This window comes from Paludibacter sp., assembly GCF_009712605.1.
In the GTDB taxonomy this organism is placed as follows: domain Bacteria; phylum Bacteroidota; class Bacteroidia; order Bacteroidales; family Paludibacteraceae; genus Microbacter.
The window spans coordinates 258,145-278,504 of sequence record NZ_WASO01000015.1 but is presented as its reverse complement, the minus strand read 5'-3'; the positions used below and the strand labels follow the sequence as shown (position 1 = coordinate 278,504).

Sequence of the window (20,360 nt, the reverse complement as noted above, 5' to 3'; positions counted from 1 at the left end):
AAAGTGGTTAATACCTTTGGTATAGCCGGTATTACTACAATACGTTTGTGTCTTTTCAAACAGATAAATTCGGCACAATCAGTTAATGCCGAAGTCACTTAGCTTTGACGACTTTGGCTTCGCATAGTTTAAACGCATTGTTGTACAAACCAGGGGCATTTGAGAGTCGGACATCATGTACCACCACTCACTCCGACGGATGCAGATTAGCGATAACAGAGATATTAGTTTACCCGTAGCCCATTTGTAATTTAAAACCGAATAAATTTGCCATTAGGAACCATTCTATCCAGATTATCTTCATTTTACAGTTACCTCTACTTTCCCTTTTACGTCGCGCGACGAACTGCCCAGCAACAGCGTATAGTTACCCGGTTCTACTTCCCAACCGTATTTCGCTTCGTTATAATAGGCGAAACTACTCACAGGCACTGCCATCGTTACCGTTTGGCTTTCGCCCGCTTTGAGGAATACTTTCTTAAATGCTTTCAACTCCTTAGCAGCACGCGTCACGGCTGATTTCTGTTTGCTTATATAAAGCTGTGCAGACTCCGCACCATCAACTTTTCCGCTGTTTGTAAGCACAAAACTCACTTTTAGGATACCATCAGTAGCAACTTCGGTTTTGTCTGCTGCCGGTTTGGAATAAGCAAAAGTAGTGTAACTCAACCCAAACCCGAACGGGAATAACGGTTCTATCTTTTTGGTATCCAACCAGCGGTAACCCACCAGAATATCTTCTTTGTAATATACATTTACACTATCGCCCGGGTAGCACATTTTATCAAAGGCATGAGCGCCAATATCGGTAAGCTTCTTTGGAAACGAGAATGGCAATTTTCCCGAAGGATTTACATCACCCGAAAGCACATCAACCAATGCGTTTCCGGCTTCGGAACCCAAATACCATGACAACACCACGGCTGGTGTTTTATCCAACCAAGGCATAGTAATAGCGTTACCACTTGAGAAAACAACCACCACGTTTTTGTTTACCTGCTCAATAGAGGTTATCAGTTTGTCTTCGCCAAATGGCAGGCTGAGCGATTTACGGTCGCCACTTTCGCAATCCTGATAGTAATTTTTGTTCAGTCCGCCCACATAAATCACCAAATCAGCCGATTTTGCTACTTCAATCGCCGCTTTTTGCAACGAATCGGCATTCAGTTTCGAAGGTGCTTCTGCTCCGTAAAGCGAAGGACCTGACGCATATCCCATGCTGTAAACCACATGTTCTTTGCCATACTTACTCATAATACCCTGCAAAGGAGTTACCTCATAAGCCACTTTCAGAGCCGTAGATCCTCCACCTACCACCAAACTGCGACTGGCATTTTCGCCAATAACAGCAATTTTCTTGTATTTTCCTACCGGAATAGGTAGCATGTTTTTATCATTTTTCAACAAGACAATGGCTTCCTGCGCAATTTTCCGGGCAGCTGCGCTATGCTCGGGCGATACGAAACGACCAAACGGACGATTGGCACTCATGGTGGTGCGAAAAATCAGGCGTAAGATTCTGCGAGCCTTATCATCAAGCTTAGCCATGTCATATTTTCCGTCCTTAATTCCTTTCAGAAACGGATTGGCCAAATAATAACTTGAGAATGGGAAATGTCCCTGTGTTGTCAGTCCGTTGGTGTAGGTACCCATTTCAATGTCAAGACCATTGTTTACAGCCTCGTCGGTATTGTGTACGCCACCCCAATCGCTTACTACCACACCGTCAAAGTTCCAATCCTGTTTCAGGATTCTATTCAACAGTAAATCGTTGTGGCAACAATGTTCGCCACGGAATTTGTTGTACGCACCCATAATCGACCACGCTTTTCCTTCCTGAACGGCTGCCTTAAATGCGGGAAGATAAATTTCGTGCAAGGCGCGGTCGCTAAGGTTGACGTTTATCTCACCGCGGCTAATTTCCTGATTGTTGAGAGCAAAATGCTTTAGACAAGCCGCTACACCGCAGGACTGTACACCTTGAATATAAGGAACTACCATGCGAGAAGCCAAGTAAGGATCTTCGCCCATGTATTCAAAGTTTCGACCATTCAGCGGACTGCGGTAAATGTTCACGCCAGGCCCCAACAGCATGGTTTTCTCACGATGACGTGCTTCTTCGCCTATAGATTTACCGAACAGTGATGCCATCTCAGGATTAAATGTGGCAGCCAGAGCCGTCAGGGCTGGAAAGGCTGTACACGAATCATTCGCCCACTGTGCGCTGCTCCATTCGTCCCACAATTTTTCGTCGCTCACTCCGTGCGAACCGTCCGATGACCACACATCAGGTATTCCCAAACGGGCAACCCCTTTTGAACTAAATTTCGATTGAGCATGACAAAGAGCCACTTTCTCTTCGGTTGTCATTAGAGACAGGGCATTTTCGACCCGCTCTTCTATCGGTTTGTTTACGTTCAGGTAAACCGGAGTGCTGTTTTGAGCAGAAGTTGTAAAAGCGATTCCCAACAAAAGAGATGAAAGGAGTTTTGTTTTGAAAGTCAACATTATTATTTATTTGATTGTTACGATTACTGCTATAACTTTTCTTTGGATCATAAATTTATTTCAACTTTTTTGCCTGTATAATGAATCACTTGTGCTGTCGAATTGGAAGCTCCGACAGGTATAATACGGAACGTGCGGTTGAGCAACATTCCGGCAAATTTTCCCTGACGATCGCCGATAACCAATTGGTGTTTGGCTTCGTTGTATTCAAAGCTGATGGTAGAAAAAGCACCTTTTTCATAGTTATAGTTTTCGCCCTCGTCTTCGTACAAGCTGAATTTACCATCTTTACCCTGATAGACGCGAATTTCAATATCTTCACCTTTTTTCTCAGAAGCATACTGCATTACATCACCGATTGGCAAAATCGTTCCGGCAGGAACGAACAATGGAATACGTTCAAGCGGTGCTTCTGCTTTTATTTTCTGACCACCGGCTACTTGCTTGTTGCTATAAAAATCGAACCATTGCGTACCTGTGGGCAGATACACCTCTTTTGTACGGGCTTTGTAGCTATACACCGGACAAACCATGATTCCGGGGCCGAACATAAACTGATCGCTTACGCCAAAAGTTTGTTTGTCGGACGTATAACTCATTGCCAACGAACGCATAATGGTGAAGTCCTTGTGATAAGCCATTCCGGCCAACGAATAGATATAAGGCATCAGGCGATAACGCAATTCGTCGTAATAAACCAGGCTTTTATACACAGGATGTCCTTCAGGAGCCAGATTGAATATTTCGCGAAGCGGGAATTGACCGTGGCTGCGGAACAATGGAGCAAACGAGCCAAACTGAAACCAACGAAGGTTCAATTCGCGCCATTCGTTCAGGTCGGCATTTTCTTGTCCCGTTTTATCGAACAGGCGCTGACCTTCCTCGTATCTTTTCTCCACACAGAAACCACCAATATCCATTGTCCAGAATGGAATGCCCGACATGGCAAAGTTCAGTCCTGCAGAAATCTGCGCCTTCATATCTTCCCAACGAGTAGCAATATCGCCACTCCAGGTTGCCGTAGAATAGCGTTGCAAGCCGGCAAAACCCGAACGGGTCAACAGGAACACACGTTTATTGTTGTCCACTTCGCGTTGTCCGTTGTAGATAGCGTCGGCATTCTCCAGCGCATACGCATTGAAATATTTCCACGAAGAGCCCAAAGCCGTTGGTCCGCAAAGCATTTTGCGGTAGGTCATATCAGTACAATCTCTTACATTGGGCTCCGAAGCGTCCATCCACCATGCATCAATACCTTTGACGTAAAGGTTATCTTTCATCTGATTCCAGAATAATTTACGAGCACCGGCACTGTAAGCATCGTAGAACGATCCTACATAACCCGGACCAACCCAGTCGCGGATACTGTCTTTCGCTGCCTGCATGTACATCCAGCCTTTTTGCTGGAATTGTTTGAAGTGATCGGTGGTGACATAAAATTTAGGCCATACCGAAATCATGATATGAGCGTTTTGTTTGTGCAACGAATCCACCATGCCTTTTGCATCGGGAAAACGGTCAAGATCGAATTTGTGGCTTCCCCAGGCATTTTCAGGCCAGTAATTCCAGTCGAGCACAATATTGTCAATAGGAATATTACGTTTGCGGTATTCCGACATTACACCAAGCAGTTCGTCCTGCGTTTTGTAACGCTCGCGGCTTTGCCAGTAACCCATCGCCCATTTAGGCATAATGCTGGCTTTGCCAGTAAGGGTACGGTAACCGCCAATCACATCGTCCATATTTTTGCCTGCCACGAAGTAATAATCAATCTTATCGCCCATTTCGGACCAGAAAGAGATATTTCCGTTTTTCTCAATCGGGCTGGATGACAATGCTTTCAATCCAATGTACGAAACGCCGCCATCGGGTTTCCACTCCAATTTAATTTTATTGCGCTTTCCTTTTTCCAAATGGTAGGTAAATCGAAAAGTATTTGGATTCCATGACGTTCTCCAACGCTCAGGCACAACCAGCGAATCGTTGATCCAAACTTTGGTGTAACCGGCATAATAAAGGCTGAATTTGTAAGTATCGGTTATGGGTGAAACGATAGAGCCTTCCCAGACTATTGATCCATCGTTGAAATCAAAATCCACGGGAAATTTCTTTACCGTTTTCAGGTTTTCGTAATCGATTGCATTCTCTTTGCGAACAATAGATGGTTTTCTTTTTTGAATATAGGTAGCGGTAAGGTTGCCTTCGTTACCCTCTTTGTCGAAAAGTGTAAACTGATTCAGATCTTTATAATCGCGCGGATCGCCATATTTGCTTTGCGAGTAGTTATCCCAAAGAATTCCATAATTAGCCGTTGACACAATAAATGGCACCGACACCTTGGTATTGTACTGAAAAAGGTCTTCGCTTTTGTTCTTGTAATTGAAATCGTCCGACTGGTGTTGTCCCAAACCATAAATAGCTTCTCCCTCTGTGCCTTTAAAAATTTGCTGCATGGTATAGCCGTGGTCGTTTTGAGCCGTAAAAGTCTTGAAACTTTTGCCGTTTGGCATCTCTTGCAACAATACTTTGCCCGATTTATCGAAAAACGACACTTCGCCGGTAGCCAATGCCACTTTCACTGTAAGTTCATCGGTGGTTAACGACGCAAATTTGCTGTTTGTGGCTACCTGAAAATTAGTTTTGGTAGCCGCATTGGGCACCACACACAAACTGGCTACCGAAGGCACCTCGACTGTAGGAAGTGCTTGCACACGGATAATCCTGCTATTAATAACTGAAATTTCGATTGTTTTTGCAGCCCCGTTTTTAGGCGTCACACGCATACCGTTTGACAATGTTTGTACAGCAACTGTTGCACACAAGCTTCCGGCAACACAAAGAAGCATTAAGAGAAATGGAATTCGTTTCATTCTATGTTATAATTGTTCAGTTTAAATTATTCGCTCCATACTAAAACTCCGGCAGGTTTCACTGTCGCTTCTCCAACCAAGATCTTAGCAGCCTCAGGTAAATTCATCTTATAATCAGTTGATGAATAGTTCACAGCTACGTAAAAACCATCGCGCCAGTACACATACACGCCTTCGGGATAATTTTCGGAGGTAGCACCCACGCTTTGGTAAGCATTTCTAAGTATATTCTTTTCCAACTTCGAATCGTCGGTATCCACACCGATGTAGGTTACTGTACCTTTTCCGATTTTGTGACGCACCACTGCCGCTTTGCCTTTGTAGAACTGGTTGTCATAAGTAGCCACAACATCCGTTCCTTTATCGGCATCAAGCAAATCGGCCCAGTTGTTCCAGTTGTATGTAGTTCCTTGCATGGCAATGGTGCCTTTAGCATAGCCCGAAAGCATATCGGTGGCTTTTACATGTGCTCCGATTAACCCCGAAATTGGCGCAGCACATTCACCTTCCCAGAAATGTCCGGCGCGGTCTTTTGTGGCAGTGCGACAGGTCAAAATCAGATTACCACCCTTGCGCACATATTCAGTCCATTTTTTCACTAATGCCGAATCAGCCAGTTCGTAAGCAGGTACGATAAGCACTTTGTATTTTGAGAAATCAGCTGTTTCGGGAATCACGTCGGTAGGTGCACCCAACGATTTTGTCATTTCAAGAAATTTGACGGGATAGTTCCATGTATCCCATTGCCACGTTTGTTTCTGACGATCAATTGACCAATAATTTTCCAGATTCCAAAGAATCGCAGTTGAGCGGGCAGCCAGCTTTTCGGGCATTTTCGCATCCGGTTTGCATACCTTGCGCAACTCTTTGATCTCTTTCATAAACTGCATATATTCTTCGCCACCAGGAGAAGGTGTCACACCATCTGTTTTTATTACTCCTGAATGATATTGCTCCGAACTATACAAAATCTGTCTGAAACGGTAGGAACAAGCCAGTTTACCGCCGGCTGCAAACGAATGATAGAGCCACATGCGCACGGTACCGGGTAAAAGCAACGGATTGTAGCTTCCCCAGTTTACAGGTCCGGGCTGAATTTCCATTACACCACTGACACCGCCCACAGCTTTATAAAATTCGGAGGCAAAAAGAATTACCTTGCTATTTCCCAACCGAAATCCGGTTTCACCGATATTATCGCTTCCTCCGTTAGGGTAAGCCGTATAACTTGCAAAATCGAGTTTTTTTGTTCTTGAAGCATCGGCACCGGTACAAACGGCAGTATAGTTGGTGGTAATATATTGCTGAGCTGAAATGTATTTACGAAGCGTGCCGGCTTGCAAATCAAGAAAATCGGCCTGCGCGTCGGCTTCGTAGCGTTTGAAGTCGAGCAATGCGTGAGGGTTGTTGCCCCACCAGCCCACCAAATTGGTATTGGGAATAATAACCTGATCAAAATCGTTGAACCACTGGCTCCAGAAAGCAGCTCCCCACACTTTATTCAGTTCATCAATAGTTTTGTATTTGTTTTTCAGCCATAATCTGAATGCTTCCTGAGAAGACGGGCTGAAGTCTGAAATTGCAGGGGGTTCGTTATCTACCTGCCAACCGATTACGGATTTGTTTTGTCCGTAACGCTTAGCCATTTCGGCAACAATCCGGGTTGTAAAAGTGCGGTATTTTTCGTTCACCACCGACCCCAATCCGCGCGTTCCGTTTTCGGCACGGATATAATGACCATCCATAATAAAAGTTTCGGGATATTTCAGTCGCATCCAGGTAGGTGTAGTTGCGGAGGGTGTACACATCACAATTTTCAGATGATACTTTTCGCAAAGTTTCACCACTCTATCCAACCATTCAAAATCATATTGTCCTTCAACGGGTTCCATTTTGTACCAGGCAAATTCGGCAAGATGCACAAATTCGTAACCCATGTCTGCAATTTTCTTTATGTCGCGTTCCCATTGGTTTTCGGGCCAATGTTCGGGATAATAATAGATACCGGTGGTGATTAGATCTTTTGCCGGGAAAAACCGACTATTTTCCTTTGTCTGAGAACTTGCAAATTGAGATACCATTGACACGAATATCAGTGTCAATACCAGAGAAAAGTTTTTCAGGTTCATTGAAATGAAATTGTAATGTGTATTAGAAAAAGACCAGACAAGTCATCGGATCAATATCAGAAACAGAATCAAAAAATCCGACAACAACGTTTCCTCTTATTTAAGAAAAAGAGATGGATGACAAAAGTATTTTATTTTTTTGATTTCCATATTATCCATATGTTTCCCATAAGGTATCCTTTTCGTTCTTTACACGCTTGATCCCAATAAAAAAGCCTATCCCGAAGTATTGAGCTTCAGTATAGGCTTTACTCTTTAAAAGGGACAAGCGACTTCCCAGTCGCTTGAATAGCATTTCAGGCAATAGGTACAATTCTTTAATTATTACCAAGCGACTGGGAAGTCGCTTGCCCCTTTAAATATCCTTTATTACAAAGATCTTCTTGCAAGAAGACCTTTCACTTTCAACCATTGTTCGCAGGCTTCCGTCCATGTTGATTCAGTTCCCGAATTTCTTTTTCCCAGGCCGTATCCATGGCCACCATGTTCGTAAATGTGAAGTTCGCACGGAATATTATTTTTTGTCAGAGCCAATGCATATTCAATGCTGTTTTGCACAGGAACTGTCCCATCATCCATGGAATGAGCCATAAAAGCCGGAGGAGTGGTAGCGGTAACCTGCAAAGCGTTAGAGAAATGTTTCTGCATTTCCGGAGTCGGATTCTTTCCCAGTAAACTTTCTCTTGAGCCCCAATGAGTTGTTGCTGAATCCATGGATACTACAGGATAAATCAACAACGAAAAATCTGGACGGGCGCTGGTTGTATCTTTTGGCTCATATACCTTTTCGTCGAAATGGGTAGAAACCGTGGTGGCAAGGTGTCCACCAGCCGAGAAGCCCATAATGCCGATTTTATGCGGGTCAATACCCCATTTCTTTGCATTACGGCGTACAATGCGCATCGCTTCCTGTCCATCCTGCAAGGGAGCAATGGATTTGTTTTGCATAATGGCATCGTCGGGTAAGCGGTAGTGCAAAACAACCGCTGTTATGCCCAACTGATTAAGCCATTTGGCCACTTCAACACCTTCATTAATAAAAGAAATACCATAATAACCACCTCCCGGACATACAACAACTGCCGTGCCGGTATTTTTGTCGGCTGGAGCCGGATAAACCTGAATGGTCGGTTTTGTTACAAACCTGATCTTGATCCAGTAAGCCGAATCAACTATTTGCTTGTAACTGTGATTGGGAATTGCTCCGGGAACTTTTCCATTCCAGATATCAATCACTTTGGTCTGGCTAAAAACAGTAGCAGCTATTAGCATTGTGCCAGTGAGCACTAATAGGTTCTTTTTGAAATACATAACACTAAATTATTTTGACACACATCTATTGATTAACTCAAAAATCAGGCTAACTTACACAAGGGTGATGTCTCAAAAGTCAATTCCAGCAAAATTGAACTAACAAAATGATAGTTGAATTATTCTTATCGCCCCTAAATCCCCTTAAGGGGACTTTGAAAAGTGGTATTTCGGAGCTAATTTGTACTTCAGGACATCCCCTTTAGGGGCTTGGGGCAATTCTCACTTACAATTTGGCACTTCTAAAATAGCCTACATCTCTGTTGGAGCACCCTCCTACTTTACCAAAAGTCCTCTCGCCTCAAACCATTTACGACAAGCTTGTGTCCATGTTGATTCCGTGGTTGTCGATTTGCCCATGCCGTAACCGTGCTTTCCGGTTGGGTAAAGGTGAAGTTCGCAGTCTACATTCGCTTTGTGCAATGCCAAGGCATAATTAATGCTGTTTTGTACCGGCACTGCATCATCGTCGAGAGAATGCACCATAAAAGCTGTTGGGGTTTTGCTATTTACCTGCAATTCGGTTGAATAATGGTTCACCATCTCCGGTGATGGGGAATTACCAAGAAGATTCACCCGCGAACCCCAATGCGTAATATCCTTACTCATAGAAATGACAGGATAAATAAGCAAAGAAAAGTCGGGTCTGGCGCTGGTTTGGTCGTCCGATTCGTACACTTTGTCGTTATAAAGAGTGGAAAGTGTGGCCGCCAAATGTCCACCGGCAGAAAACCCCATGATTCCGATTTTGGAAGGATCGATGCCCCATTCTTTTGCACGACTGCGAACCAAGCGAATTGCCCGTTGCCCATCCTGCATAGGCCCGATTGTTTTGTTTTCCATAATGCTATCGTCGGGCAAACGGTATTTCAGAACAAAAGCGGTTACACCCAAACTATTCAACCACTTGGCCACCTGCTCACCTTCGTGCTTAATGGCAAGTCCACTATACCCTCCACCGGGGCAGATAATAACAGCAGCACCTGAAGCTTTTGCCCCCGGAGCCGGATAAAAATAAAGGCAGGGATTGACAATGAAGTGCTTATCCACCCAGCCGGCTGCGGTATCGACCATTTGTTTAAAATGATCGCTGTATTTTGCTCCGGGAATTTTTCCGTTCCAAAGATCAATCACTCTGGTTTGTGCAGATAAACTCGCGCTTATTGTCATCAGGCATATAAATGCCAACATTGTTTGTTTTAATTTCGATACCATCATTTTTTCTTATAAAATTCATTCATAATATACCAAGCTTTCTTCTTTTCTCCTTTTTCGGATAATAATCCTTTCCGGTTGTAACCGTTTTGGTAAACCTGATTCATGCGTCCCAACGACCTGTAATCAAACAATATCCACGGACAGACCCCGCACAGGTTGGGAATGGTGTTGAACATTTCCGTCTGATTAGCATAGATCTTTTCCTGATAACCTTCGGTCCAATTAGAAGCTTCGTCGGTTGGGGCACTATTGTTTCCATACAAAGCCTCACCGCCAAATTCGGAGATAAAGACCGGCTTGTCGGGGAAAGCGATTTGCCACCTGGTCTCCGACGGGTTTCCCTGCCACGGATCATACCAACCGATATATTCGTTTATGGCAATCAGGTCGGAATATTTGTAAAGCGGCTCCCATACGTTGAATGTATTGTCTTTATAATTGTGAGTATTAATAACGTGCGTGATCAAACGGGTAGAGTCTAACGCATGGCATTTTGCCGTTAAGTTAATAAGTACCTCGTTGCGGTTGGGCGTTCCGGGATAGGTTTCGTTGGAAAGGCTCCACACAATCACCCCACAGCGGTTTTTATCGCGGCGAACGATCTCGTTGAGCATGCGATCCATTTTCTTGGGAACAACACTATCCGAAAATTGAATATGCTGATAAACAGGAAGTTCACTCCACACCATCAGCCCCATTTTTTCGGCTTCGCGAATCGTGTTTTCGCTATGCGGATAATGCGCCAACCGGACAAAGTTGCAACCCAACTCTTTGGCAGCCTTCAGCAAGATGCGGGCATCTTCAATCGAATAGGCACGCGCTTTTTTGTAGGGATTTTCTTCGTGAATATTGACCGCCTTCAGAAAAATAGGGTTGCCGTTAAGCAATACTTTATTCCCTTTCACTTCGATGCTTCTAAAGCCGATGCTATCTGCCAACGTATCACTCTCGCTTTCCACAATTACCTTGTAGAGTTTCGGGCTCTCGGGCGACCAGAGTTTAATGCGGGAAGAAAACTCAACTTTTGCCCGCCCTTTTTTGTCCGTTCGGGTTTTGTATAGCAGGTTCAGTTCGGGTATTTTCACCCTTATATTTTGAGGAGCTTGAGCCCCATTAAGCTGTACCCAACCAAGCACCTGATTCAGACTCCCTTTTTGCAATTGAATGAAATAATCTTCAATATACGAGTTGCCGGTTTCGATCAGGTCAACATCGCGGGTGATGCCACCATAGTTAAACCAATCGTAACCGGTACCCGGCAATCCGTTTGCCTGCCTGCTATTGTTGACCTTCACCACAATGGTATTATTCCCGGGTTTCACTTTGTCGGTAATCTCAAACTGAAACGGAGTGAAACCACCTTCGTGGCTACCGATTTTTTCGCCGTTTAGATAGACATCAGCCATATAGTTGACCGCGCCAAAATAGAGAAAAAGCCTTTTCCCGACTTGGAGTGCATTCTGAAATCGCTTTTTATACCAAATTGTTCCTTCAAAATATGTAAGTTCGCACAATTGCGAATTGAAATCGCCCGGCACTTTCAGATAAGGTCCGCCATCAAACGAATATTCTACAAAATCGGTCTTCTTTTGCGGTTTCTTTTCCTGCCAAACCTGTTTCCATTCGCCAATTCCGGTAGGATCAATTATCACCTGCCAATCACCGTTCAGGCTTGTTTTGTGTCGGTTCAATACATTCACCATAGCTGTTTGAGAATGCAAGCCGCCTGCTAAACACATCAGGCAAAGAAGAGTAACTATCTGAATCCTGAATAGCGTTCCCTTTCCAATAGTCGTTATATATTTCATTGATATCCTTATCGTTTCTGTAAATATATTATTCGGTTATCACATCCACTTCGGCATATCCGGCCACGTTATCGCCTGACGTGTTCTTCAACGCACGAAATTTGATATACCGCGTCGTTACCGGAGCAAACTTTTTAGTCTGTAACAATGGATTGTTTTTGATATTCGAAAATTCGCCCTGACTCACCATTTTCCAATTCTCATTATCTTCCGATACATAAAATTCATAAGTGGTAATGATGCCTGAACTCCACCTATTTTGATCCGGCAGATATTTGAAGCCGGACACATTGTACTTATTTCCCAAATCGATTATCAAATCAACGGGCATTTTTCCGTCACCCTTCTGATGCCATACAGTGGCCGGATCACCATCGATGATTGCAGCAGCCTTGTCGTCGCTCACACCAATCAATTTCCATCCTTTCTTCGAAACATCAAATTTTTCCGCAGACACTGAGCTGCTTTTGTCCGAAGTCGGATCATAGCAAATTGCTTTTATTTCCACTTTCCCGTCAGCAGGGAAAGTACCCGAATATTTATTTGATTTTGAAGTAGGAGTAGAGCCATCCAGAGTGTAGTAAAAAATCGGTCCAATATCATTTGTATTAATTGTCACCTGCCCTGCCTGATTACGGTTAATAACCGGTGCATTGAGAAATACCGGAGCGTTGTAAATACCAATGTTCGAGATTGCAGGACTGCACTTTGAGTCAGTAATATTGAAGCGTACCTGAGTAGCCTTTACGGCCGGGAAGCGTAATATCCGTTTGTAACCGATTGTCGTTGCTTTTGCCAATTCTTTCCATGTTCCATCCACGAGTGCTTCAACGGTAAAAGCTTTCACACGCTGTCCCAAGCGGATATATTCCTGTACCAGAAAACGGTTGAACAAAGTCGGCTTACCCAAATCGATGGTCACCGAAGCTGCTTTTGTATTATCATCGGTAGCCCAATAAGTATTTTTGTTCCCATCGACTGCCATTGCTGCTGCAAATTTGCCTGATTTGCCAAGTACATTGGAAGCTGAGACTTTCTTATTCAATGCCAGATTAACAGCAAACGATTCGTTCACTGCTTTGGCAAATGCAATGGCATTTTTTTCGTCGGTCGGATGTATCAATCCATTGGGCATGATGGGAAAATTGAGCAACATGGAGCCGTTCCGTCCGACAGAATTATAATACAAATCCATCAGTTGAGGAACGGTTTTCACCTTGCCGTCTTCACTCGGGTGATAGAACCACTCGGGACGAATGGAAGTGTTTACTTCGGCTGCCACCCACGCATTTCCGTTTTCCACTCCAAAATGCAACATGTTCCATGGCACTTCGCCGGTAGCATTCAACAAGCTCCAGTTGGTTTCGCCCACATAACCATCTTCCGTTCCTACCCAGCGAAGATCGCCACGATCACCACCATCGTTCCAAATCACACATTTGGGTTGTAACTTATGAATCAAAGCATAGGTGTTTTTCCAGTCGTAATAAGTTTTAGCATCAATTTTGCGGGTTTCGTTTGCACCGCCATAATAGCCATCACCGCCATTGGCGCCGTCAAACCAAACTTCAAAAATTTCGCCGTAATTGGTTAATAGTTCGGTCAACTGATTTCTGAAATAGGTAATATACTCCGGCTTACCGTAATCTTTGCTATTTCTGTCCCATGGAGACAGATAAATTCCAAGTTTCAAACCATATTCTTTGCAGGCATCAGCCATTTCGCGCACCATATCGCCCTTGCCGTTTTTCCATGGAGCATTTTTCACCGAATACTCAGTATATTTAGATGGCCACAGACAAAAACCGCAGTGGTGTTTCGCTGTAATGATAATTCCCTTCAAACCGGCCTCTTTGCAAATTCGCGCCCATTGGCGGCAATCTGCCTTTTCGGGATTAAACAATTTAACGTCTTCATTTCCAAACCCCCATGACTGGTCGGTGTAGGTATTCAATGAGAAATGTATAAATGCGTATCGTTCCATTTCCTGCCACCTCATCTGGTTCTCTGATGGAACCGGGCCACATGGAGCCGGAGCTTTTACCTGAGCATTCAGGCTCATTGTACACACGAAAAGAATTATACTAAAAAAAATAGTTTTAATCATCTTATTCAAGTTATTTTATTTGTTGCTTTTAATACGACAGACACATGAAAAATTAATTTTTCAGTCACCGATTCCGGGTGCATTAGTTACATTTCATTTCACCGAAAACCTTTGTCATTCACCGACCCAATCATCTTTGGGTTTTCTGGATTGAAAGCTAATGTCTGAAAAATCCACGCTACATTTTTCTCCCGTGGGAGATTGAGCACTAAACCCAATTTGGAGATTGTCCGTTTTGTTGAGTTTAAAACTTCGGATTGGAAACCATGTTTTTCCATTTTCAGAATAATACAACCCAAACGTATTCCTTTTTGCAGAACCTATGATCCTATAATACACCTGACTATTGTTAATAGCCATTGAATTACAATCGTCTGCCACATCGTTACAAACTACGGATACTACACGCGGTTGTCCTTTAAAATCACTCTCGAAGCAAAATTTGGCAAAGTGCTTGCTGTCATTATATATCAGCAAAACACCGGCATCCCATTTTGACTTAAAATCAGGAGTAATATTTGCAGTTAAAATAAAGTCCGAATCGGGCTTAAATATCAATCTGGGTGACTTATCAATTGCGTAGCCTCCATCAGGGCTAATAAACAGGTCGGTATTAGCCGGTGCAACTATTCTAATATGGTTTTCACTTAGTATTTTATAGTCTAATGCCTTGTTTTCAAAGTGCATTGCATACGGAATAGTTGAAATTTTTACATTCTGAGCCTGAATTTGCAGTATGTAAAAAACAGCAATCAGATGAATTAATAAAATTCGTTTCATGTGGATCATTTATTGCGAGGCATTAAAGCTTACTATTAGTCAACACTTTTACTCTTAAAGCTGCTTCTACCAAACCCGGAGAGCTTACTATCAATTTAATAGCACCTGCATTATGCGAGCTCTTCAGAACCACCTGTGCTCGACCTTTCCATGCTTTGCGGGAATTGCCCACATACGGATCGCAATCTTTCATATCGGCATTGCCGACACCCGCTATCGTTCCCTCACCTTCTACCGTAAATGTCAGGCGATTGTTGGCATTTGGCTGAACAATTCCATTTTTGTCTGTAATTTCAACCGTTACAAAAGACAAATCCTGCCCGTTGGCAAGCAATTCACTTCTATCGGCTGTCAGTTTTATTCGGGCAGCCTGATCGGCCGTTTGCAGAATGGTAGTTTCCATTTCTTTCTCATTCTCAATACCAACAGCCTTTAACGTACCGGCAACGTACGGAACAGCAAAAGTAGCTTTAAATTGTTGCTCGCGACCTGTAAGCTGTTCGGCTATAAGCTTATCATTGAGAAAAAGCCGTACTTTGGGATATTTTGAATAGACTTCCACCTGCACGTTTTTACCCTCAAATCCGGGCCATGTCCAGCTTTCCCAGGTTGGCCAAACTGACCAAAGGGTTTCTTTAATCTCGATGGGTTCGGGAGCCGGTTCGCGAACGGCCATGTACAATTTTTCGGTATTGTTGTACAACATGCTACGGTAATGCGAGATAGGTTTGCGCCAACCGGTAAGATCCACATCGCCACAATAAGCTCCATGCCACGGAAAGAAATCGTGTTCCCAGTGTTCGCCGGGAATATCGCCCGAATAATACCAGCGGCCGATGGACGATTCGCCAAAATAGTCGAGAGCCGTCCATACAAAATCGCCAATAATATACTTGTTATCCTGCACCAGTTGCCAATTGGTAAACGCATCGCGTGGATACGATTCGGTCTGAACGATGATGCGAGAAGGCACCCGTTGATGATCGTCCGCAGCTCGATTCAACTGGTAATTGTACCCACACACATCATGCGCTGCCATAAGCGGGTCGAACATGCTCCATTCCTTGTCCCAGGTAGTCATGGCCGAAGTTACCGGACGTGTCGGGTCTATTTTCTTTATTGCATTTGCCAGCATTTTTGCGGTCTGTACAGCGGCAGGCTCTTTCCTTTCAATTATTTCGTTTCCGATACTCCACATGATTATGGAAGGATGGTTGCGATCACGCAACACCATGGCATTCAGGTCGCGTTGCCACCAAGCGTCGAAATGAATGGAGTAGTCAAACTTAGTTTTGGACGTCCGCCAGCCATCAAAGGCTTCGTCAATCACCAGCAAGCCCAAGCGGTCGCAAGCCTCGAGAAATGCTTCCGACGGCGGATTGTGCGATGTTCTTACAGCATTGAACCCGGCCGCTTTGAGCAATTCTATGCGGCGTTCTTCGGCACGGTCGTATGCAGCCGCGCCAAGGCAGCCATTATCGTGATGAACGCATCCACCATTGATTTTTATTGTTTTACCGTTCAACTGAAAGCCATTTTCAGCCGTAAACTTCAGCGAGCGAATGCCAAAAGTATTTTTGCTCTCATCAACCACCTGTTTGCCATTTACAATCTCTATTTCAGCCTTGTATAAATTGGGTGCTTCGGGGGACCAAAGCAAGGGATTGGAAACCGTGATGGTTTGAGCGACATCTTTTTGGCTGTTGGCAGCAAGTTCGATGCTGGTTTGCTGAATGCCTGATTTTTTGCCATTCTTGTCCACCAACACCGTTTTCACAGTAACACTTTGAGGCAAAGAGGTTTCATTTTGTACCACCGTTTTTATCTGAACTTTGGCTTTGCGCGCAGAGACTTCGGGCGTGGTAATCCCGACACCCCAATGTGGTATGTGCACCGGGTTTTCCACCATCATCCACACATGGCGATAGATCCCCGAACCGCTATACCAACGACAATTCACTTGCTGCGAATTATCGACCTTTACAGCAATCACGTTTTCCTGTCCGGCACGAAGGTAAGGCGCAAGATCGTAGCTGAAAGAAGAATAACCGTAGGGATAAACACCCAGCGATTTTCCATTGATAAACACTTCGGAGTTCATGTAAACCCCTTCAAAATAAATGGAAACGTTTTTATTTTTCCATTCAGCAGGGACTTTGAACGATTTACGATACCAGCCAATGCCTGTCGGAAAATAACCTCCGGCACTCCCGGTTGGATTTTTTGAGCTAATTTTTCCTTCGATACTCCAATCGTGGGGCAGATCGAGGTTGCGCCAGGCTGCATCGTTGAAATCTACATTCTTTGCATCTTGCGCATCTCCCAAAAAGAACTTCCAGTTAGAGTCGAAAAGCTGTTTCTTTTCCTGATTGTTTTGCGCAAAAATTGAAAAGGAGCAAGCAAACAGCAAGCAAAGCAATGCCTTGGTTCTTAAAAAAATAAGTTTCTTCATGTTCTTGTTGTATGACTATTTCTTATCTGTATATTCCAGCACAAAACCATATTGATATGGCTTATTTCCCGGAATGGTGTATTTATCCATTGTTTTAGCGCCCCACGAATCGTCACCTCCCACACCATGAATATTCAAATCGATATTCAGGTTGATAAAATCGCGTTTTGGCAATTCGTAGTCATGACGGACAGCTTCCAAATCGTCTTCAGTGTAAGGCCATGCACGGAAACACAACGGTTGCAAGCCGGTCACTTTTATGGTAGCATTGTTTTGCGAACTCAGCGTAAACCAACGCACATCACAACGGTTGGCATTATCCTGAGGCGCAGCGTAATGTGTAGCAAAGTCGTCTATTTTTGCACGATAAAGCCCTATAAACGAAGCCGTTTTGCGGTCGGGGTAATTTTCATAGAAACCACGTCCGTACCAGCCAACGGTGCTGTAAATTTCCGGAATGCGCATTCTCATCCCAAATTTAGGCATCAGCGTAATGGCATCGTTCAGAGGTTGATAAGATGCTTCAACCTGCAATTGCCCCACCCCGTTCAATTGATAATTCAACGTATAATTTGCACCAATAGCCGGTAAATTCATTTCAAACTTCACCGATACGGAATTATCCTGTTTGGACAGTTCCACTTTTTTCACCACCCGGCTCTCAGCTGCATTTCTCCATTTGCCAAATTCTTCCACATAACCGGCATGCTTTTGGTTATCGTTAGGTGTTTTCCAAAAATAGGGTTCCAATTGACCTTTCAGTATTTCCTGCTGATTCACCTTCCAACTTGTCAGCGAACCAGTCTTCTTATCCAAAACAAAAGTCATCGTTTCTGTCTTAAGTTGAATTTGAGAGGCGTTCTCAGTCACGTTAACCGTCATTCCGGCAGGTACAATTCTTTTCCATGCAAATGGTTTAAGTACAAATTGCTCACGGGCAATGCAATAACCTGTTTCAGCCCAGAGTGTCGCATTTTTTAGTCGGACGTAGATATTCAAACAAATATCCGACGTAACCGTGTCGGTCAGCTGTGGTGCAGGAAGATTGACAACGGAAGAAGCTCCCGGCAAAACGTCGTCGCAACGGAATGTACCTCTTTGAAAGGATTTGCCGTTGGAAGTATATTCGTATTCGAAATCTAAGTTCTGCAAGGGTTGAAAATCGAAATGATTGATAACCCGAATACTGGCATTTTTATCATTTACCATTTGGAAAACAACCGGTTGATATACTTTTTGAACTTCGTAATAGTGCGGATAAGGTTTTCTGTCGGTAGAAACCAAGCCACGCATCACAAAATTCCCGTCATTGGGCCTGTCGCCGAAATCACCGCCATATGCCCAAAATTCATTATCAGTCAAATTGTAATCATTCGGATGGTCGGTAAGTTTCAGAGGCGAACCATCTTTTGTTTTAGGCAAACCATGTTCGTCCCATTCCCAAATGGCTGCTCCGCAAATACTTGAGTCAGCATAAATCACATCCCAGTATTCCTGTAAGTTACCGCCTGAACTTCCCATCACATGGGCATATTCACGCATAATGACCGGTTTGTCTTTGATCTTTTCTCCCAATTTTTGCAAATCGACCGGATGCAGGTAACTATCGTCGTATATATCCGAAATTTCGCGATGCGTATCGGAGAAAACCAAACGCGTAGGATCCAGTTTGCGGATAGTATCGGCCATAACTTTCATATTCTGCCCCTTACCACCTTCGTTGCCCAGCGACCAGAAAATAACACACGCATGGTTTTTATCTCTCCCAACCAACGAAGTCGCCCGTTCAAGATGTGTTTTTTTCCAAGCCGGATCTTCGCCCAGTTCTTTATTTCCCAAACCATAAGCATGCGATTCCTGATTGGCCTCGTCCATTACGTAAAACCCGTATTTGTCGCAAAGTTCGTAAAACATCGGATCGTCCGGGTAGTGACTTGTGCGTATCATGTTGATATTGGCCTGTTTCATCAGCTCCATGTCGCGGATCATTAACTGGCGACTCATGTATTTTCCGGTACGCGGATGCTGCTCGTGTCGGTTGATACCTTTCAATTTGACAGGCCTGTCATTGATATAAAACACATCGCCTCGCACCTCAATTTTGCGGACACCGAAATAGCATTCGGCTTTATCCACTATTTCGCCTTTTTTGTTTGTAAGTTTGAGATTAAGATGATACAAATCAGGTGTTTCAGCAGACCAAAGCTTAGGGTGCTGTATAAAAGCTTTGATTGAAAGCTGCGTTTGTTTGGATTTCGAAACCGGCACTTTTACGGCTACCGGAATATCTACATACTCGCCAGATTTTGAATATCCGGTTATTTCCGCTTCGACCTGAAGGCCGTTGATATTCTGTAACTGACGGTTATCCAGATTCAAATCGATAGAAACATTGGCATTCTCATAGTTTTTGTCCGGAATTGCTTTCACGAAATAATCACCAATAAAAACCTTTGGACGCACAATCAGATCCACATCACGAAAGATGCCTCCTAATCGCCAAATATCCTGATCTTCCATATAGCTGCCATCGCAGTATTTATAAACTTCGACCGCCAGTTTATTTTCTCCTTTATGAATGTACGACGTGATATCGAACTCGGCAGGCGACATGGAATTTTCGCTATACCCGACTTTCTGACCGTTGACCCAAACGTACATGGCCGATTGCACACCACCAAAATTCAGAAAAATCTGTTTATCACTCCAGTTATCTGGCACTTCAAAACTGGTCAGGTAACTACCGACCGGATTCCGTTCTTTGTAGGTAGTGAAACTCTTATCCGGTTCACCACTAACCCTTGGAATGTCCTTTTTGAACGGATAAGATATGTTTGTGTAAATGGGTGTTCCAAATCCCTGAAGTTCCCAATTGCCGGGCACCAAAATATTGTCCCACTTTTCAGTAGAAAAACCCTCTGTATAAAAATCTGTGGGACGCGTTTGGGGATCAGGTGACCAATGGAATTTCCAAATGCCGTTCAGCGACTGAATAGCAGGGTTATTGCTTTTTTCTTCAAAAAGGAAATTGTAAGCGTGAGGATTCTCCTTGTTTATGCCATTAACATTGGGATTCTCCCAATCGTTGACATTCCCGGCATGAACCTCACTTATTAATAACACGTTGGCAAGCAAATAAAGGGAAAAATATAAAAATCTGATAATCATAGAATATTT

10 protein-coding genes are annotated in these 20,360 nt (G+C 43.8%); all 10 read right to left on the bottom strand.

Annotation, left to right across the window (positions count from 1 at the left end):
* Positions 1-300 precede the first annotated feature (300 nt).
* Positions 301-2,508 carry a glycoside hydrolase family 3 C-terminal domain-containing protein gene (locus F8N35_RS13610; RefSeq protein WP_293054090.1) on the bottom strand — a complete coding sequence of 736 codons (2,208 nt, stop codon included), beginning with the start codon at positions 2,506-2,508 and terminating at the stop codon, positions 301-303.
* Positions 2,509-2,555: 47 nt separating this feature from the next.
* Complete coding sequence (locus tag F8N35_RS13605) at positions 2,556-5,378, bottom strand: TIM-barrel domain-containing protein (RefSeq protein ID WP_293054087.1); 2,823 nt, start codon at positions 5,376-5,378, stop codon at positions 2,556-2,558.
* 26 nt (positions 5,379-5,404) lie between these two features.
* Positions 5,405-7,507 (bottom strand): beta-galactosidase, encoded by a 2,103-nt coding sequence (locus tag F8N35_RS13600; protein ID WP_293054084.1) that lies wholly within the window; start codon positions 7,505-7,507, stop codon positions 5,405-5,407.
* A 369-nt stretch (positions 7,508-7,876) separates the two neighbouring features.
* Entirely contained in the window at positions 7,877-8,818 is a 942-nt protein-coding gene (locus F8N35_RS13595) for an alpha/beta hydrolase (protein WP_293054081.1), read from the bottom strand.
* Positions 8,819-9,094: 276 nt separating this feature from the next.
* Complete coding sequence (locus F8N35_RS13590; protein ID WP_293054078.1) at positions 9,095-10,009, bottom strand: alpha/beta hydrolase; 915 nt, start codon at positions 10,007-10,009, stop codon at positions 9,095-9,097.
* Positions 10,010-10,032: 23 nt separating this feature from the next.
* Positions 10,033-11,844 carry a glycoside hydrolase family 2 TIM barrel-domain containing protein gene (locus F8N35_RS13585; protein WP_293054075.1) on the bottom strand — a complete coding sequence of 604 codons (1,812 nt, stop codon included), beginning with the start codon at positions 11,842-11,844 and terminating at the stop codon, positions 10,033-10,035.
* 28 nt (positions 11,845-11,872) lie between these two features.
* Positions 11,873-13,951 (bottom strand): discoidin domain-containing protein, encoded by a 2,079-nt coding sequence (locus F8N35_RS13580; protein WP_293054072.1) that lies wholly within the window; start codon positions 13,949-13,951, stop codon positions 11,873-11,875.
* Positions 13,952-14,065: 114 nt separating this feature from the next.
* The gene (locus tag F8N35_RS13575; protein WP_293054069.1) at positions 14,066-14,731 is read right to left on the bottom strand and encodes a DUF1349 domain-containing protein; all 666 of its coding nucleotides are present in this window, start codon (positions 14,729-14,731) and stop codon (positions 14,066-14,068) included.
* Between the two features lie 22 nt (positions 14,732-14,753).
* On the bottom strand, positions 14,754-17,183 hold the full coding sequence (locus F8N35_RS13570) for a glycoside hydrolase family 2 TIM barrel-domain containing protein (RefSeq protein ID WP_293054066.1): 2,430 nt from the start codon (positions 17,181-17,183) through the stop codon (positions 14,754-14,756).
* A 15-nt stretch (positions 17,184-17,198) separates the two neighbouring features.
* Entirely contained in the window at positions 17,199-20,351 is a 3,153-nt protein-coding gene (locus F8N35_RS13565; protein ID WP_293054063.1) for a glycoside hydrolase family 2 TIM barrel-domain containing protein, read from the bottom strand.
* Between the last annotated feature and the right edge of the window lie 9 nt (positions 20,352-20,360).

Excerpts from the sequence above, each read along its gene's own strand:
- F8N35_RS13580 (WP_293054072.1), bottom strand. The coding sequence starts at position 13,951 with ATGATTAAAACTATTTTTTTTAGTATAATTCTTTTCGTGTGTACAATG.
- F8N35_RS13605 (WP_293054087.1), bottom strand. The coding sequence starts at position 5,378 with ATGAAACGAATTCCATTTCTCTTAATGCTTCTTTGTGTTGCCGGAAGC.
- F8N35_RS13610 (WP_293054090.1), bottom strand. The coding sequence starts at position 2,508 with ATGTTGACTTTCAAAACAAAACTCCTTTCATCTCTTTTGTTGGGAATC.
- F8N35_RS13595 (WP_293054081.1), bottom strand. The coding sequence starts at position 8,818 with ATGTATTTCAAAAAGAACCTATTAGTGCTCACTGGCACAATGCTAATA.
- F8N35_RS13570 (WP_293054066.1), bottom strand. The coding sequence starts at position 17,183 with ATGAAGAAACTTATTTTTTTAAGAACCAAGGCATTGCTTTGCTTGCTG.
- F8N35_RS13600 (WP_293054084.1), bottom strand. The coding sequence starts at position 7,507 with ATGAACCTGAAAAACTTTTCTCTGGTATTGACACTGATATTCGTGTCA.
- F8N35_RS13565 (WP_293054063.1), bottom strand. The coding sequence starts at position 20,351 with ATGATTATCAGATTTTTATATTTTTCCCTTTATTTGCTTGCCAACGTG.
- F8N35_RS13585 (WP_293054075.1), bottom strand. The coding sequence starts at position 11,844 with ATGAAATATATAACGACTATTGGAAAGGGAACGCTATTCAGGATTCAG.
- F8N35_RS13575 (WP_293054069.1), bottom strand. The coding sequence starts at position 14,731 with ATGAAACGAATTTTATTAATTCATCTGATTGCTGTTTTTTACATACTG.
- F8N35_RS13590 (WP_293054078.1), bottom strand. The coding sequence starts at position 10,009 with ATGTTGGCATTTATATGCCTGATGACAATAAGCGCGAGTTTATCTGCA.